This window comes from Methylophilus sp. TWE2 (assembly GCF_001183865.1).
Classification (GTDB): Bacteria; Pseudomonadota; Gammaproteobacteria; order Burkholderiales; family Methylophilaceae; genus Methylophilus.
Window position 1 is genome coordinate 1,647,003 of sequence record NZ_CP012020.1, and the last position, 16,396, is coordinate 1,663,398.

A 16,396-nucleotide genomic window follows, 5' to 3' on the forward strand; every position below is an offset into this window, starting at 1 on the left:
ACGCGCGTATGATTGCTATGATCAAATACTTCGCAACCATCTTTGTCGTGTTTCATTTTATTGCTGTCGCCGAGGCTAAAGAATGGTCATTTGAGGTGTGGCTAGATAAGCAAAAGATTGGTACGCACAGTTTCACATTGAATCAAAACCAGTTACAAAGCCGGGCAAACTTCAAGGTCAAGGTGCTTTTTATTAACGCCTACCGTTACCAGCACCAGGCGGATGAAACCTGGCAAGGGGACTGTCTAAACGAATTGCGTGCCCATACCGAAGAAAATAAAGAAATCACAGACGTCATGGGCACGCAGCAAGGCAACCAATTTTTGGTTGATAAAAATGGGAAAAAGCAAACCTTACCTGCGTGCGTCATGACGTTTGCCTACTGGAATCCGGAGATTTTGAAACAACAACGCCTGCTTAATCCGCAAAATGGCGAATATCTGGATGTCAGTGTGATGGATGAAGGTAAGCAAGTCATGACAGTGAAAGGGCAACAAACCAATGTGCACCAATACCGTCTGAGAGGACGATACCAGGGCAAGGATAAATTGAAAATCACGCTGTGGTATGACGACCAGCAGGAATGGGTCGCTCTGGAATCCGTCACCCCAGAGGGCTATAAGATTATTTATAAACTTATTTAATCAATATGTTAAACAATTTTATTAAAGTGATTTGCATCATGAGTTTTTTAGGATTATCTGCTTGCCAATCTATGCCTCCCATCAAAACGGTGGCAGAAGTCGATCTTGACCGGTTTATGGGTGACTGGTTTGTGATTGCGGCAATCCCGACAATCATAGAAAACGACCCTTACAATCCGGTGGAACGTTATGAAAAGAATCCTGACGGCTCCATTGCCACCACATTCAGCTTTAATCAAAGCAGCTTTAACGGCAAATTAAAAACCTACCACCCCACCGGGTTTGTGGTGCCAGGGACAGGTAATGCAGAATGGCAGATGCAATTTATCTGGCCATTCAAGTCCGAATACCTGATTGCTTATTTGAGCGAAGACTATCAGCACACCATTATCGCCAGAAATAAACGCGATTACGTCTGGCTGATGTCACGCCAGCCTCATTTAAACCGCGAGACTTATGACGATTTAGTGTCCAAAATCCAGTCTATGGGTTACGACACCAGCAAGTTGCGGGCGTTTCCCCAGCAGCGACCAACAAAAAAATAGACGAATAAAAAAACAAGTAACAAATGACTTATCCCAGGAGAGGGGATTCCATGTCGCAGAGAATATACAGCTGTTTATGGCGGTTGATTGGCTGGCTCGATAATCACCGTTACCAGGCGCCAGCCTATGCGAATGCCAACAGCATAGATTGGTGGCGGGTGTTGCCGTTTGTCTCCCTGCATATTGCTTTAATTGCACTCTACTGGGTAGGCTGGAGTCCATTTGCAGTTTTTTTCGCCATTCTGATGTATCTCATCCGCATGTTTGCAGTGACTGGTTTTTACCATCGCTATTTTGCCCATAAGACATTCCAGACTTCACGTGCAGGACAGTTCATATTTGCATTGATTGGTGCCACGGCGGTACAACGTGGGCCCTTATGGTGGGCCGCACATCATCGCAATCATCATGTGCATGCTGATCAACCGCAAGACGTACATTCTCCGCATCAGCATGGGTTGTTATGGAGTCATTTAGGCTGGTTCCTGAGCCATGCCAATTTTAAAACCCAACTGGAACGGGTCAGGGAGCTGACCCGTTATCGGGAATTATGCTGGCTAGACCGGTTTGACAGCCTGGTTCCCATCGCGCTGGCTGTGTCGATTTATGCATTGGGTGATCTGCTAGCGCATTACGTGCCACAATTACACACCAATGGCTGGCAATTGCTGGTTTGGGGATTTATCGTATCTACGATTGCCCTTTATCACGCCACCTTTAGTGTCAACTCCCTGGCGCATGTCTGGGGAAAACGTCGTTATGCCACACGTGACCATAGCCGCAATAACTGGCTGATAGCGATCATCACGTTAGGGGAAGGCTGGCACAATAACCACCACCACTTTCCAGGATCGGCAAAACAGGGTTTTTACTGGTGGGAAATAGATTTGACCTATTACGGCTTGAAGTTACTGGCAAGCATGGGGCTCATCTGGAACCTTAAGCAGGTACCTTCGAATGTGCGTGAGCAACACGGCGAGATGAGGGGTTAACCATGAAAATTGCCATTATTGGCGGCGGGATCGCCGGCAATACCCTTGCCTATTATCTGCATCAAACCCATCAAATTACCCTGTTTGAAGCCAATGATTACCTAGGTGGGCACACCCACACGCACCAGGTTCAGGTGGCAGGTCAAACACACGCTGTGGATACCGGTTTTATTGTATTTAATGATAAAACCTATCCGCAGTTCGAGCGCATCCTGCGTGAAACCGGTGTTGCCTGGCGCGATAGCACCATGAGTTTCAGCGTGCGTAATGAGGTGACCGGGCTGGAATATAACGGCACCTCCCTGAACAGCCTGTTTGCGCAAAGGCGCAACCTGCTATCCCCTGCTTTTTATCGCATGGTGCGTGATATCTTGCGCTTTAACAAAGAATCCCTGTCACTGCTTGCGCCAGGCAATGAAATTCCACTGGGCGATTACCTGCAACAGCATGGATACTCACAGCAATTTATCCGCGACTATATCGTGCCCATGGGCGCTGCCATCTGGTCAACGGATGCGGAACAGATGTTGCAGTTTCCTGCCCGTTTTTTTGTGCGTTTTTTTCATCATCATGGCATGCTTACCATTGATGACCGCCCGCAATGGCGCACGATTGTTGGGGGCTCGGCTGCCTATCTGGAAAAAGTAACAGCCGAGTATCGAGAACGGATTCAATTGAATACATCTGTCGTGTCCATCAAGCGACTACGTGATGCGGTCACTGTCCACACTTCGGATGGCAAGTCACAGCAGTTTGATTATGTGTTTTTTGCTTGCCACAGCGATGAGGCATTAAAGATTCTTGGCGATGAAGCCACCGCAGCAGAAAAACAGATATTGGGCGCGATTCCCTACCAGGATAACACCGTGTACCTGCACACCGATGCCAGCCTGATGCCCAAACGTAAACTTGCCTGGGCGGCCTGGAACTATCATGTGACCGACAAGCCTAGTGGTAAAGTGCAAGTCACCTATAATATGAACATCCTGCAAGGCATACAATCTGCACAGCCCTTACTGGTAACACTCAATTACACCGATGCCATTGATCCTGCAAAAGTCATCAAAAAACTGCATTATCGACATCCTCTCTACACGCTAGAAGGAGCGCATGCGCAGACCAGACATGGAGAGATCAGTGGACACCACCATACTGGTTATGCCGGCGCTTATTGGCGCAATGGATTTCATGAGGATGGTGTGGTGAGTGCAATCAATGCCATAGAGCACTTTCAAAAGGCCATGGTATGACAGCCAATCAAGCGGCACAGTTACAACAATCCCCATGTGAGAGTACCGCATTACATAGTGCCATTTATACTGGCTGGGTGAGTCATCAACGCTTGCAGCCCAAACTGCATGGCTTTAAGTATCAGCTATTTATGCTCTACCTTGACTTGGAAGAACTGCCATTTTTGTTTAAAAACAATAGATTGTGGTCATATCTTAAAGTTAATCTTGCATACTTCCGACGACAAGATTATTTAGGGCCTGCTGAAAAACCATTGGAACTCTGCGTACGTGACCTGGTGGAAGAACAAACAGGCACACGTCCGCTCGGGCGCATAGGCCTGCTGACCCATTGCCGCTACTGGGGTGTTTGCTTTAACCCGGTGAGCTTTTATTACTGCCATGACCTGGATGGCAACCTGCAGGCCATCGTCAGCCATATCACTAATACGCCATGGAAAGAGCAGTTTGCTTATGTCCATGACGTCAAGCAAGACCACGCTTTACTGTTCAAATTACAGAAAGACTTTCATGTCTCACCGTTTATGCCCATGGATATCCAGTATCAATGGCAGTTTTCGCCCCCCGGTGAGACCTTGAATGTGCATATGCAAAACTGGCAGCAAGACAAGGCCATGTTTTATGCCACGCTCAAGATGCAACGCCAGCCCTGGCAAGCCAGCACGCTCAATCGCATGTTGCTCACCTATCCCTGGATGACATTGAAAGTCATTCTGGCAATTTACTGGCAAGCGCTAAAGCTATGGCTGAAAAAAATTCCTTTTTATCCTCACCCGGACCCACACGCTAGAATCGGAGATTAATCATGACGACGATGCCATCCCCTGCTCCATTGGTCGTTGACCCGCTGACCAAACCATTAAAATCCAAAAGTCGCGCTAAATGGGTGGCCAATTTAGCCAAATCGCAGGTGCTCAAACGACTACAACAACTCAGTATAGGCCAGTTAACGCTGATTGATGGTGCGGATCAATATGTGTTTGGGCAAGCAGTGAATGAAGCGCCTGCCGCCACCATTACAGTCCTGGATCCTCGTTTTTACGGTGAGATCGCCTTTGGTGGCAGCATAGGCGCCGGGGAAGCCTACATGCTAGGTTACTGGCAGGCTGATTCTTTAACCGACGTAGTACGCTTAATGGTACTGAATCAGTCGGTGATGGATACGCTGGAAGGCGGTTACCAATGGCTGAGCAAACCGTTATTGAAAGTCTTTCATTGGCTAAACAGCAATAGCGAGGCCGGTAGCCAGAAAAATATTGCGGCGCATTACGACCTGGGCAATGCTTTGTTCCAGTTATTCCTGGATCCCACCATGATGTACTCCTCGGCTATCTTTGACGAAGAGACTGCCAGCTTGCAAGCGGCTTCAGAACTTAAACTGAAAACCATTTGTGAAAAACTACAATTAACCCCTGCTGACCATGTGATTGAAATCGGCACCGGTTGGGGTGGCTTTGCCATCTATGCAGCCAAGCATTACGGCTGCCATGTCACGACGACCACGATTTCCGAACAACAATACTCCCTGGCAAAAGAACGCGTGATCGCAGAAGGCCTGCAAGACCAGATTACGCTACTCAAACAGGACTACCGTCATTTGCAAGGGCAATATGACAAGCTGGTCTCCATAGAGATGATAGAGGCTGTGGGCCATCAATACTATGACACTTACTTCAACAAAGTAAGCCAGTTATTGAAACCCGATGGCGTGGCGTTGATTCAGGCCATCACCATTGCAGACCAGCGCTACGATAGCGCTATCGGTTCGGTAGACTTTATTCAGCGCTATATCTTCCCTGGATCCAATATTCCATCCAATACCGCCATGCTAGTCAGCATGACGCGCGCCAGCGACCTGCGGCTGGTTGATTTGCAGGATATCGGCTTACATTACGCCACGACATTGCGTCACTGGCGGGAGAACTTCTTCGCCAATATTGAAGCAGTGAGGCAGCTGGGATATAGCGAAGCCTTTATTCGCATGTGGGATTTTTACCTGAGTTATTGTGAAGGCGGCTTTGCTGAATGTGCGTTGGGCGATGTACATCTGTTACTCGCAAAGCCTGGTTACCGGATCAAGCAGCGGGTGTAAGGTGCGCATGCGCATGATAAACTTGCGACCATGAGTACACACGCAGTATTGGAATGGCGGGATGGCCTGCCCTATTCCACAGCATTCGATGATGTCTATTTTTCCGTCAGCCCGGAACACCCCCAACATGGACTGGCTGAAACACGTTATGTTTTCTTACAGCATAACCAGTTGCAACAGCGCTGGCAGCAATTATCCACCGACAGACCCAGCCATTTTGTGATTGTTGAAACCGGTTTTGGCAGCGGGCTTAATTTCCTCTCTGCTTTACAACTTTGGCGCGAGACTGCACCGCCACAGGCTCATTTACATTTTGTCAGTGTTGAAATTGCCCCGTTTACCTTGCAAGACCTGCAAACGGCACATGCCCATTTCCCTGAGCTCGCTGAAGTCAGCCAGGCACTATGCAAGCAATATCGCTTGTTACAGCCTGGTTTTAATCAGCTTGAATTACCCGAATTTTCTGCCAGTTTGACGTTATATATCGGCGATAGTGCCCAATTATTGCCTCAGTTAAACTTCAAGGCGGATGCCTGGTTTCTGGATGGCTTTGCACCGTCTAAAAACCCACAAATGTGGCAGCCTTATCTATTTGAATGCATGGCCAGGTGCGCTCATCCGCACACAACCTTTGCAACCTTCACAAGCGCAGGACTCGTTAGACGGGGCTTGCAGTCGGCAGGTTTCCAGGTCGAAAAAACACGTGGATTTGGCAACAAGCGTGAGATGCTATGCGGGCAATGGCCAGCTGCTGTAATGAGCCAACCCACGCGACCACATTTGCCTAAAATAGCCATCATTGGCGCCGGCATTGCTGGTTGCAGCAGTGCATGGTTCCTGGCTAATTTAGGGTGTGAGGTGCACGTGTTCGAGCGGGCAGCGACCATCGCCAATGGCGCTTCTGGTAATCCACGCGGCATGCTCTATCCACGTTTAAACGCAGAAAAACCGCTCAATGACCACTTAGCCTGGCGCAGTTACAGCTTCAGCCTGAGGCATTATGCCAACCTTGATTTAGGAAACGATGGCTTTCAGGTGTGTGGTTTGGTACAGCTTGGCGGAAGTCCAAGAGAACTAAAACGCGTACAAAAAGTGGCTGCCAGATATGCTGACTTAGGCTTGTTACAGAAACTGGATGCGCAACAGGCCAGTGTTCAGGCCGGGGTCACATTGGCGCATGACAGTCTGTTTTTTGAGCATGGTGCCTGGGTGAATCCAAACATGGCTTGCATGCGCATGCTGCAGCACAAGAATGTCCACTTGCATGTGAGCCACGAAGTCACCGGCTTGGTCAAGCAAGCTTCTGGCTGGCAGTTGCAAATGAATGATGCCAAGTTGAGCGAGCATTTTGATGCAGTGATTATCTGCAATGCGGCCGAGGCCAACACGCTGCTGCCGGATAGTGGCATGTGGTTGAATCCTGTACGCGGGCAGATGGGGATGATTGCTGCACAACCGTCAATGAACAGCCTAAAAACCATTCTTTGTGGCGATGGCTACCTGACCCCTGAACATCAAGGCCAACACGCAATGGGGGCAACTTTTGCGCCGGGAGATAATGACACGGGTATTCGCGAAGAAGACAATCTGGATAATCTAGAGATGGTGAGTAGGCTAAGCGCAGACTTTAATCAAGCGCTGCACGCAGAAATCACTTTTGCACGCGCGTCGTTACGATGCGGATCGCCTGATTACCTGCCTTACGTAGGCCAGGTATTGCCGCTAGAGCCACTCAAATTACAAAATGCGCCCATCGAAAGAACTCAGGATTTGCCCTCTTCTCAAGGACTCTATGCGCATGTTGCGCATGGCAGCAAAGGCCTGATGACAGCGCCTTTTTGTGCGGCGATATTGGCAAGGCGCTTATTAATAGACTTTGGGCACGCTCTGCCACAACTCACTGAAGACAGTTTCTGGCATGGCTTGCACCCGCAGCGCCATGTGTTCAAGCAATTGGGGTGGCAATCGTTGATGCAGCCTTTTAGTGACAAGGTGCCGACATGAACTCTACTATTGAGCGATTACAAAAGAAACTGCAGCTTTCGCCGCAAGACCCAGAGCTACATTATGAATTAGGGCGCTGTTACCTGGCCCTCAGGCAGGCAGATGCCGCGGAGCAAGCGTTTAAGCAGGCGCTGCACTGGGCACAGGGTCATCCGCAAATCCTCATGCAGTTGGGCAATGTCGCCAGTATGAAAGGCAATGAAACTGTCGCTGCTGAGTATTTCAGGCAGTCATTAAAGCAGGATGCGCAGCAGGCCGACGTGCACTTTAACCTGGCCAACAGCTTACGTAAGTTAGGAGAACATGCATCTGCGATTCAACATTATCTGGCGTCTCTGCGCCTCTCGCCACAGGATGCCGAGTGTCATAACAACTTGGGCAATGCTTATCGCGAGCAAGGTCAACTGGATCTCGCGGTTGCTGCGTATGCACAAGCGATAAAACTTGATCCACAGTTAATGCATGCCAAAGTACACTGGATTCATCAAAAACAGCATATGGCCGATTGGCAAGGGCTGGAGGTCGCCATCGCAGAGATCCGGGAAGCAGTGAGATCACATGCTCAAGCGCGCATTCCTCCCTTTGCCTTTTTGGCCATGCCGGGAACGACTGACAAAGAGCAACTTGATTGTGCCAGCCTATGGGCGCAACAGCATTACGGTCATATCCAACCTTTACCAACACCTGCTTCTAAAGCCTCACCTGAGCGTATAAAGCTGGCTTATATTTCTTCTGATTTCCGCCGTCATCCTTTGGCTTACTTAGTCACAGATGTGATTGCAGCCCATGACCGCCATCAATTTGAAGTCACCCTATATACCAATGCCGAAGATGACCAATCACCGGAACGGCAAGCGTTTGTGGCAGCAGCAGATCAATGGGTGGACATCACGCATATGACGGATACAGAAGTTGCGACGCATATGCGTGATGCTGGCATCGATGTTCTGATAGACCTGACCGGTTATACACAACGTAGCCGCTGTGGAGTGACAGCATATCGGCCTGCGCGCAAACATATCAACTGGCTGGGCTATCCTGGGAGTATGGGCTTTCTTCATGGCAGACCATTGTTTGATGCTATCGTGATTGATGAAACGCTCAAGTCGGCTACATTGGCAGAACAGCCTGTTCTGCTACCCTGCTATCAACCTAACAATGCCCGCCGCCCGGAGGCGGATGCAGGAACGCGTGCACAGCATGGCTTGCCTGAACAAGGCTTCGTATTTTGCTGCCTGAATCAGAGTTTTAAGATCACGCCAGACATCTTTGCCAGCTGGATGCACATCCTTGAACAAGTCCCAGGCAGTGTATTATGGCTATTACAAAGCAATGTCTGGGCGACACGCAATTTGCAGCAACAAGCGCAGGTAGCAGGCATCGAGGCAAAACGATTGATATTTGCACCCCGTATGCCTATTGAGCAGCATATTGCCCGGCAACAACATGCAGACCTCATGCTGGACACCAGCCCTTATAATGCACACACCACGGCCAGCGATGCTTTGTGGCAAGGCATCCCGATAATCACGGTGGCAGGCGAGACTTTCCCGGCCAGGGTCAGCGCCAGCCTGCTCCATCGCGTTGGCCTGCCTGAATGTATCTGTGCCGATTGGAAAGCGCTTGAGCAACGCGCGATTGATTTGGCGCGCGACTCCGCTGCTCTGGCTGAACTAAAAACAAAATTAAAGAATCAAGCACAGGTATTATTTGAACCAGAAATTTTTTGCCGGCAATTGGAACAGTCATTGGTGCAATTATTATCTTGAACCAGGGCCTGTTAACGCTATTTCAGTTGCCGCTGCTGGAGAGCATTTATTCGTTACGCAAGGCGGAAAGAGTCACAGTAATAGATTTGGTGTAGCTGGCTACATAAGCGATAGACAACGTAGCGAAGCGAATAAATGGCTACAGCCCGCAGGGTTACCTCTGTCATCAGCGCTCTCCGCGTTGTTCGGCGCTTGTTGGGAATCACCAAACTGCGCTTCTCACGCCTTGATAGAACTGATGACAGAGGCAACATCGACAATTGAAATAGCGTTAACAGGCCCTAGCCAGACTCCCCCACACTGACCGACAACATTCCCGCAGCAAGGATACAACAGCCCCCAGCCATCTCAATCAGAGACATGGTTTCATGCGCCAAAAAATAGGCTGCAATGGCCGCCACAATCAGCTCGGACATAAATAAAACTGAGGCCTGAATGGCAGGGATTTTAGTGACGCCGTATTGCACCAGCAATGTGGCTGAGACCAGCAGCAAGGCAATGATAAACAGCGTGATAAAAACATGTGGCGTAGCTGCAGAGGCTACGACATACACCATGCCAGCGCTGCCAGATTGCCACAACAGTATCAGCAATGACAATGCAAAAACGCCAAGCCAGACCAGCATGCCTTTTGCTGCAATGGTCAAATGGGTTGAAAAACGTGTGATGACATTCGTCAGCGAAAAACCTATGCCAGCCGACAAGGCCAGCCAGTCAGAGGTCGATTGCGGCCAAGGCCATATCCATTGGCCATCCGTCAGCATCAGCACCGCTCCAAGCAAGGATAAGCCAATAGCCAGTAGTTGAGGTTTATGCCAGGGTTCATGTAGCCAGATTCTGGCGAGCAATAGCGTCCATAATGGTGACAGGTAAAACAGGAGCATGACACGCATCACTTCACCATCAATGATCGCCAGCACATAAGCCAGATTTGTCCAACCTGCCACCACACTCAGCCAATAAGCTGAAGCAGGCACGTGCGGGATACGTTTGAAGCGTGGCCAGAACAGCATGCCGCCCAGCAGCAAGGCCAAGCTGTAACTTAACAAGCTGGATTGTACCCCTGACAAGCCTATTTCATTTAATAACCGGTACGGATACCAGATAATGCCCCAGCACAAAGCACCATAAATCAGGGCGGCAGAAGCCATGTATTTTTGCCGGGAAGTTTTTTGTTTATACGACAGGCTCACTTATAATACACACCTATGAATCCAAATTTAAACCACCTTCAACCCTACCCGTTCCAGCGTTTGCGTGACCTGTTTCAGGGACTGACACCCAACCCGGCATTCAGCCATGTCAACCTGTCGATTGGTGAACCTAAACATGCCACTCCAAGCATCATCAGCGAAGCACTTGCAAACAACTTGAGTGGATTGGCCAGCTATCCTACCACAATCGGCGTGCCCGCTTTGCGTGAAGCGATCAATCAGTGGCTGCAACGCCGATACAAGATTCCAGCGCTCAACATCGACAAAGCCATACTGCCTGTGAATGGCAGCCGTGAAGCCCTGTTTGCGTTTGCACAAGCGGTGATTGATAGCAGTACGACTCAACAGCCGGTGGTGATTTCGCCCAACCCGTTTTACCAGATTTACGAAGGTGCGGCCTTTTTGGCAGGCGCACAGCCCTACTTTATCAATACCACACCTGACAACGACTATGTCATGGACCTAACACAAGTCCCTGTCGAAGTCCTCAAACGAACCCAACTGGTATTTGTCTGCAGCCCTGGTAATCCATCCGGTAAAGTCATGGATATCCAGGCTTGGAAAACTCTGTTTGAGTTATCAGATCAATACGGATTCGTCATTGCCTCAGATGAATGTTATTCGGAAATTTATTTCGATGAAGCACAACCTCCGGTCGGTGCACTACAAGCAGCGCATCAACTCGGTCGCGACGACTTTAAGCGCATCGTCATGTTCAGCTCTCTATCCAAACGCTCCAATGTACCTGGCATGCGCTCTGGTTTTGTCGCTGGTGATGTAGAGATTATCGAAAAGTTTGCCTTGTATCGTACCTACCACGGCTGCGCGATGAACCCGGCTGTGCAAGCTGCGAGTATCGTTGCCTGGAATGACGAAGAGCATGTCATTCATAACCGAGCGCTTTATAGCAAGAAATTCAATGCTGTAACGCCAATCTTACAAAAAGTTTGGCCAAAAACCCAATTACCTGATGCTGCATTTTATTTATGGATTAATACGGAAAAAGACGATACGCAGGTAGCCAAGCAGTTGTATCAAGAGTTGAATATTACGGTCTTACCAGGTTCTTTTTTGGCGCGGGAGGCCCATGGCCTGAATCCTGGTAAAGGATTTATTCGTATGGCACTCGTTGCCTCATATGAAGAGACAATCGCTGCTGCAGACAGGGTCAGCGAGTTTTTGAAATAAACATTAAAAACCTGCTACGGCATCAACAAAAAAGCCAGCGGCAATATAGCGCTGGCTTTTTTGTCATTGATCATTATAGATCAGGCAGACTTCCTGCGGACAATCAATCCGAGTATACCCAATCCCATTAACATCAGCGCGCTGCTTTCAGCTTCTGGTACTGGAGAAGCGCCTATGGCTGTTTGACCACTAATAGACCCTAAGGCAGAAGTAAATGAACCTTTGGCATCCAGCACTGAAGCGTTAAAAAACAAAGTATAGTTACCTGCAATAAATGAAGTAAAGCCCAGTGCAAACTGATTGGTGCTCGTATCCTTGTTCAGGCTCAACACTACATCACCTGCTGCATTTTTAATATCCAGGACAGTCGCTGTTGCTGAAATCGCATAACCACTGAGGACAAAGTTACCTGTTTCGCTCACAACAGGAATTGCCATACCTTTAGTCTGATTGAATGTATAAGTAGCGGCGAAAACACCTGAAGACATCGCAAGCAATGCCAAACCGATAACGCTTCTTTTAATTAATTGACGCATGATGATCACTCCGATATGAGAATAATTAGGCTGATTTAGATTTGCCAAAGGCAACTGCAACCGCTAACAAACCAAACAACATCATCATGTTGGTCTCTGGTTCTGGGACAGGCGTTGCAGGAATAAATGTACCCAGTGTTGTTGTGTATTGACCAGTCCACGCCCCGACTGCAGTGATATTCAAGTTATATAAACCAGGGATGAAGTTTGTGGTACTAAATTCCCAAACATCGGTAATGAAGTTCTGCGTAAAAGAATAGTTGGTAGTGCTGCCAGTCAAACTTATCGCTGTCACCCCAAAGCCATCAAATGAGGCATTAAACAACGTGTCATCGACGTTAATAGAGTAAGTTTGTGTACCACTCCCTGAAATATTTGTTGTTGTAGAGGTTGCACTAGCGGAACCTGCAAACATGAAAGCACTTGCAGCAATGATGCTGTATACAATTTTTTTCACAATCCATCTCCCAAATAAATAAAACACTCGGGAGTATGATGCTTTAAAGTAAGACTAACTAATATGACCCAGATGGGCTAATGCCAATAAAAAAGGCCATGTAAATACATGGCCTCTTAAAAAGTAAGAAAGATTACTGTTTCTTACGACGTGAGATCAAACCCATCAAACCTAAACCCAAAGCCATCATACCTGTCGTCTGTGGTTCAGGCACAGCCGCAGTCACTGCTGACAATGTATAAGTAAATTGACCAGATGCAGAGTTCAGGTTACCAAAAATATTGAATGAATAATTACCAGCACTTAACAATGTACCGCTTGCAAATGTGTTTGCAGGTACAGCTGTATCTGTCAGTGCAGGAACAAACAATGAATAACTACCTGTTAAACCACTAAAGCTGTAGCTAACAACTGAAGCCTCAGAAATAGAGAAATTCAATTGTTCAAAAAACATGCCTGGGTTAAACAGGTACTCAGTTGAGGATACTGAAAATGTCGCAGCATTGGCATTTACTGCAAATACTGAAGACATCAACAGCGCTGACAATACTGTCATTTTCTTCGCAAGCTTCATAAAATCTCCTAATAAATAAAAAGTACTATGATCAAACACTAAATTAAACAAATATAGTGAGAAAATTACACTCTTCTCCTACGTGCAATCATCCCAATGAGACCTAAACCCAATGCGGCCAGAGCAGCTGTTTGAGGTTCAGGCACTGCGGTTACCCCCAAGCTGTATCCCCCTCCGTTTTTCAGGGTTGTACCAGAAACGGAAAGTGTGTAAGTACCTGTAGCTAGTAAACTGATCCAGTCAGTAGAAACTGTATTTTGTGTAGAAGTCGTTGCACTCCATACCAAAATAGGAATTACGAATACGCTAGTATTTGTTGGGCCGGTGGTTGTAGTACCACTTGTGCTACTACCTGAAGGGCTTGTTAAAGTAACATTCAAATTACTGAAGCCGGAATTTGAGGTACCGCAAAAAATCAACAATGCGCAGCCAACAGAGTTGGAGTTCGTGTAATTCAGAGTAGCTGACAAGGAGTTAAACTCCTGCAAGCGCTGTGCATTCAAATTGAATGTGTAATTGTCAGTGAAAGTTTTGTCACCAGCATAGGTTTTGCTGACGCTAACACTGCCATCATCAAACAAATCTTGCGAAATGCTTGAGGTTGTTGTCGTTGGGGTGCTTGAAGAGGGTGTCCCTGCGTGAGCGACACCATTTACAGATAACAGACCTGCCAGTACCAAAGCATTTATTAATTTCATTTTAGTTCTCCCATAGTCACAATAAAAATCAGCGTAACAAAATTACAGTGAATTTTTCTTGCGGTATGTGAGTGTGCCGATGGCAGCCAAGCCCAACAACATCATCAGATTTGTTTCTGGCTCAGGCACGGCAGTAATAGTGGTTTTTAATGTGTACTGCCCACCAAAAAGACCTGTTGTTGTACCGGATACTTTAATGTAGTAAGCACCAGATGTCAGATTATTCAAATCTGTCACCAATGCATTGGAAGCATTGTATAACCCATAGGTAAAAGATGTATCAGAAATGTCATAAATTTGAGCCACTGAAAACCCGAGAGAACTTGAAGGGTCAGGATAACCAAACACCACTTCTTTCTCACTGATTTGGTAGCTTATTTTGCCCGGGCCAGCGAGCGTGAAATTAAAAATGTCATTAAAACTGACAGTCGGGCCCAGAATACCACCCGCCGCCACTACCATAGGCAACGTCGACGAACCTGCGCCGAGTGTTACAGTGGTCGCACCTGCATTTACAGCAAAAGAGGCTAAAGCCGCAATTGCTAGTCCTTTCACTATACTCATGTTAATTCTCCTCAATGTTATTAATACAATAATCAAATTCTTTTATCAGCAAAACTACCCATTTGGGCTAATTTTAATTAAAGCCAAGTATTGCGGGCGTTTCGTTATTCGTTATTAATTATCACAGCAAGAAATATACCAATATTACAGAAATATTAATGCCTTGATAATCAACAACTTATTCATTTTATCAGGATCCAAAAAGAGTTTTAGAGGCCGGTGACGCTCCAAATAAACCAGCCAACCCTCGGTGGCGCACTATTAACGTGCATTTTTACATACACCATTTTACACATAAGTCCCACCCATTTGTGAATTTTTTTTGACAGATATTAGTCTGGAGGCTATGCAGATCAGGCCGATCAACTGAAGAATGTAAAAAATAGCGTCTTTGCATCGACTGTACAAAGTACTGCCTTGATAGCTATCGACAGTATAGTTAAGCGTCAAAGCCTTGTTTTTGGCTGCACGAACGAGAACTTCTCCGTTTTTATCAATAAAAGCCGTGATGCCGTTATTACTTGCTCTTGCAATCATTTTTTGGCTCTCAATTGCACGGGCTTGGGTAAACTGCAGATATTGTTCAAGTCCGGCACTGTGTCCAAACCAAGCGCCATTGCTTACGCTGACGATATAGCTTGCTTCTCGCGCATATTCTGCCAGGTCAGCGCCAAAAAGATCATCATAGCAAATTGACACTGCGGCATTGTTAGCCCCAAGCAAAAATAATTGTTTTGTTTGGCCTACCGAAAAATCATTATGAGGCATATGAAACCAATGCTGGTAGATGGGCGAAAATAGAAATGGTAGCGGTACAAACTCCCCAAATGGCACTAGATGCGTTTTATGCTGAACCTGTAATCCGGAGACGCCATAATTCACCACGGCGTTAAATTTTTGCCGCGTTACGCCGACCTCTTGCCAATCAAGCATCCCAACAAGAATGTCAGCATGTTTTTCAAACGCCACCGCCATTAACTTGTCTTTTGTTTTGCCCATGGCTTGTGAGAGGAAAATAGGAAACGCTGTTTCTGGCAATACCAACACTTCTGCATCAGCCTGCTGCATTAAATCCAGATAACCCAAAATGATTTGCTTACTTTGCTCAACAGACCATTTGGTCTGCTGGGCGATATTCCCTTGCAACAAAGCTACACGAACAGGATCCCCCTTTGTCGTCCAGCTGACATGCTGCAGACCCATCGCAAGGGCAACAATCACTATCGTTGACAAAGCCCCTAGCCACCGTGTTTTACCTGCCCCCATCAATACATAGCAGAATGTAACGACCACTCCCAACAGGATTACGCTCAGACCGTATATCCCAGTGACAGGCAAATAACTAGTCAACAGTCCCCCAGGCACCTGCGTGTAGCCCATCGTCAACCAGGGAAAACCACCGCCTATATACCCTCTCAACCAATCTCCCGCTCCCCAGGCAAAAGGCAAACACCACAAGGCCCGCACATAGACAGTCAACCAAGTCGCCAACGCAGTAAAACTGGCCAGATATAAACACAATATCGCCGTAGACAAATAAGCCAGCCATAAGGGCATTTCACCAAAGTCATGCAGGGTCGTCACCATCCACGACAAACCAACCGCATACATCCCCAGGCCAAAGCAGAGACCCAGGCCAAACGCATGAAAAGATGTTTTACTCCGGCAAAGTAGCCAACATAAAACTAACAGTGTAATGAGAGGGAGACTATAAAAATAAAAAGGCGCAAACCCCAAAACGGTGAGCGCGCCTAGCAAAGCTGCAGTGCCAAATAAAAAGCCAGGTCTATGCCAATATCTCTTAAGGAAATTAATTATGCTAACAATGGGTGGTTTTACAACTTTGGACAAAATTTTAAACAACGTAGA

The 16,396-nt window shown here is 47.3% G+C and carries 16 protein-coding genes; 9 read left to right on the forward strand and 7 right to left on the reverse strand.

Annotated elements, in window-relative coordinates; translation table 11 throughout:
* Positions 1-8: 8 nt before the first annotated feature.
* Genes ACJ67_RS07940 through ACJ67_RS07975 form a run of 8 tightly spaced genes read left to right on the forward strand, consistent with a single transcriptional unit; the run spans position 9 to position 9,296 of the window.
* Complete coding sequence (locus ACJ67_RS07940) at positions 9-644, forward strand: DUF6134 family protein (protein WP_231587124.1); 636 nt, start codon at positions 9-11, stop codon at positions 642-644.
* 38 nt (positions 645-682) lie between these two features.
* Positions 683-1,189, forward strand: coding sequence for a lipocalin family protein (locus tag ACJ67_RS07945; protein WP_231587125.1), 507 nt, complete (start codon positions 683-685; stop codon positions 1,187-1,189).
* Positions 1,190-1,239: 50 nt separating this feature from the next.
* A complete protein-coding gene (locus ACJ67_RS07950) occupies positions 1,240-2,181 on the forward strand; it encodes an acyl-CoA desaturase (protein WP_156171661.1) in 942 nt (313 codons plus the stop codon).
* Positions 2,182-2,183: 2 nt separating this feature from the next.
* The gene (locus ACJ67_RS07955) at positions 2,184-3,431 is read left to right on the forward strand and encodes an NAD(P)/FAD-dependent oxidoreductase (protein WP_049638608.1); all 1,248 of its coding nucleotides are present in this window, start codon (positions 2,184-2,186) and stop codon (positions 3,429-3,431) included.
* Positions 3,428-4,234 (forward strand): DUF1365 domain-containing protein, encoded by an 807-nt coding sequence (locus ACJ67_RS07960; protein WP_049638609.1) that lies wholly within the window; start codon positions 3,428-3,430, stop codon positions 4,232-4,234. The genes ACJ67_RS07955 and ACJ67_RS07960 overlap by 4 nt, the downstream gene beginning before the upstream one ends.
* Before the next feature lie 2 nt (positions 4,235-4,236).
* Positions 4,237-5,523 carry a cyclopropane-fatty-acyl-phospholipid synthase family protein gene (locus ACJ67_RS07965; protein ID WP_049638610.1) on the forward strand — a complete coding sequence of 429 codons (1,287 nt, stop codon included), beginning with the start codon at positions 4,237-4,239 and terminating at the stop codon, positions 5,521-5,523.
* 30 nt (positions 5,524-5,553) lie between these two features.
* A complete protein-coding gene (gene mnmC / locus ACJ67_RS07970; RefSeq protein ID WP_049638611.1) occupies positions 5,554-7,527 on the forward strand; it encodes a bifunctional tRNA (5-methylaminomethyl-2-thiouridine)(34)-methyltransferase MnmD/FAD-dependent 5-carboxymethylaminomethyl-2-thiouridine(34) oxidoreductase MnmC in 1,974 nt (657 codons plus the stop codon).
* Complete coding sequence (locus tag ACJ67_RS07975) at positions 7,524-9,296, forward strand: tetratricopeptide repeat protein (RefSeq protein WP_049638612.1); 1,773 nt, start codon at positions 7,524-7,526, stop codon at positions 9,294-9,296. The genes mnmC and ACJ67_RS07975 overlap by 4 nt, the downstream gene beginning before the upstream one ends.
* 281 nt (positions 9,297-9,577) lie before the next feature.
* On the opposite strand, the gene ACJ67_RS07980 is transcribed toward ACJ67_RS07975, so the two are convergent.
* Entirely contained in the window at positions 9,578-10,489 is a 912-nt protein-coding gene (locus tag ACJ67_RS07980; protein ID WP_049638613.1) for a DMT family transporter, read from the reverse strand.
* 15 nt (positions 10,490-10,504) lie between these two features.
* Between ACJ67_RS07980 and dapC the strand changes: the two genes are divergently transcribed.
* Positions 10,505-11,698, forward strand: a complete 1,194-nt coding sequence (dapC, locus tag ACJ67_RS07985) for a succinyldiaminopimelate transaminase (protein WP_049638614.1) — start codon at positions 10,505-10,507, stop codon at positions 11,696-11,698.
* Between the two features lie 80 nt (positions 11,699-11,778).
* Here dapC and ACJ67_RS07990 read toward each other — a convergent pair whose 3' ends face one another.
* The 6 genes from ACJ67_RS07990 to lnt form a co-directional block, all read right to left on the reverse strand.
* A complete protein-coding gene (locus ACJ67_RS07990; RefSeq protein WP_049638615.1) occupies positions 11,779-12,234 on the reverse strand; it encodes a PEP-CTERM sorting domain-containing protein in 456 nt (151 codons plus the stop codon).
* A gap of 25 nt (positions 12,235-12,259) precedes the next feature.
* Positions 12,260-12,691, reverse strand: coding sequence for a PEP-CTERM sorting domain-containing protein (locus tag ACJ67_RS07995; RefSeq protein WP_049638616.1), 432 nt, complete (start codon positions 12,689-12,691; stop codon positions 12,260-12,262).
* A gap of 133 nt (positions 12,692-12,824) precedes the next feature.
* Positions 12,825-13,265: an FxDxF family PEP-CTERM protein gene (locus ACJ67_RS08000; protein ID WP_049638617.1), complete on the reverse strand. Its 441-nt coding sequence runs from the start codon at positions 13,263-13,265 to the stop codon at positions 12,825-12,827.
* Between the two features lie 65 nt (positions 13,266-13,330).
* Positions 13,331-13,963, reverse strand: a complete 633-nt coding sequence (locus ACJ67_RS14635) for an FxDxF family PEP-CTERM protein (protein WP_082163962.1) — start codon at positions 13,961-13,963, stop codon at positions 13,331-13,333.
* A gap of 42 nt (positions 13,964-14,005) precedes the next feature.
* On the reverse strand, positions 14,006-14,527 hold the full coding sequence (locus tag ACJ67_RS08005; RefSeq protein ID WP_049638618.1) for an FxDxF family PEP-CTERM protein: 522 nt from the start codon (positions 14,525-14,527) through the stop codon (positions 14,006-14,008).
* A gap of 288 nt (positions 14,528-14,815) precedes the next feature.
* A complete protein-coding gene (lnt, locus tag ACJ67_RS08010; RefSeq protein ID WP_156171662.1) occupies positions 14,816-16,390 on the reverse strand; it encodes an apolipoprotein N-acyltransferase in 1,575 nt (524 codons plus the stop codon).
* Between the last annotated feature and the right edge of the window lie 6 nt (positions 16,391-16,396).

Excerpts from the sequence above, each read along its gene's own strand:
- ACJ67_RS07940 (WP_231587124.1), top strand. The coding sequence starts at position 9 with ATGATTGCTATGATCAAATACTTCGCAACCATCTTTGTCGTGTTTCAT.
- ACJ67_RS07945 (WP_231587125.1), top strand. The coding sequence starts at position 683 with ATGAGTTTTTTAGGATTATCTGCTTGCCAATCTATGCCTCCCATCAAA.
- ACJ67_RS07950 (WP_156171661.1), top strand. The coding sequence starts at position 1,240 with ATGTCGCAGAGAATATACAGCTGTTTATGGCGGTTGATTGGCTGGCTC.
- ACJ67_RS07955 (WP_049638608.1), top strand. The coding sequence starts at position 2,184 with ATGAAAATTGCCATTATTGGCGGCGGGATCGCCGGCAATACCCTTGCC.
- ACJ67_RS07960 (WP_049638609.1), top strand. The coding sequence starts at position 3,428 with ATGACAGCCAATCAAGCGGCACAGTTACAACAATCCCCATGTGAGAGT.
- ACJ67_RS07965 (WP_049638610.1), top strand. The coding sequence starts at position 4,237 with ATGACGACGATGCCATCCCCTGCTCCATTGGTCGTTGACCCGCTGACC.
- mnmC (WP_049638611.1), top strand. The coding sequence starts at position 5,554 with ATGAGTACACACGCAGTATTGGAATGGCGGGATGGCCTGCCCTATTCC.
- ACJ67_RS07975 (WP_049638612.1), top strand. The coding sequence starts at position 7,524 with ATGAACTCTACTATTGAGCGATTACAAAAGAAACTGCAGCTTTCGCCG.
- dapC (WP_049638614.1), top strand. The coding sequence starts at position 10,505 with ATGAATCCAAATTTAAACCACCTTCAACCCTACCCGTTCCAGCGTTTG.
- ACJ67_RS07990 (WP_049638615.1), bottom strand. The coding sequence starts at position 12,234 with ATGCGTCAATTAATTAAAAGAAGCGTTATCGGTTTGGCATTGCTTGCG.
- ACJ67_RS08000 (WP_049638617.1), bottom strand. The coding sequence starts at position 13,265 with ATGAAGCTTGCGAAGAAAATGACAGTATTGTCAGCGCTGTTGATGTCT.
- ACJ67_RS14635 (WP_082163962.1), bottom strand. The coding sequence starts at position 13,963 with ATGAAATTAATAAATGCTTTGGTACTGGCAGGTCTGTTATCTGTAAAT.
- ACJ67_RS08005 (WP_049638618.1), bottom strand. The coding sequence starts at position 14,527 with ATGAGTATAGTGAAAGGACTAGCAATTGCGGCTTTAGCCTCTTTTGCT.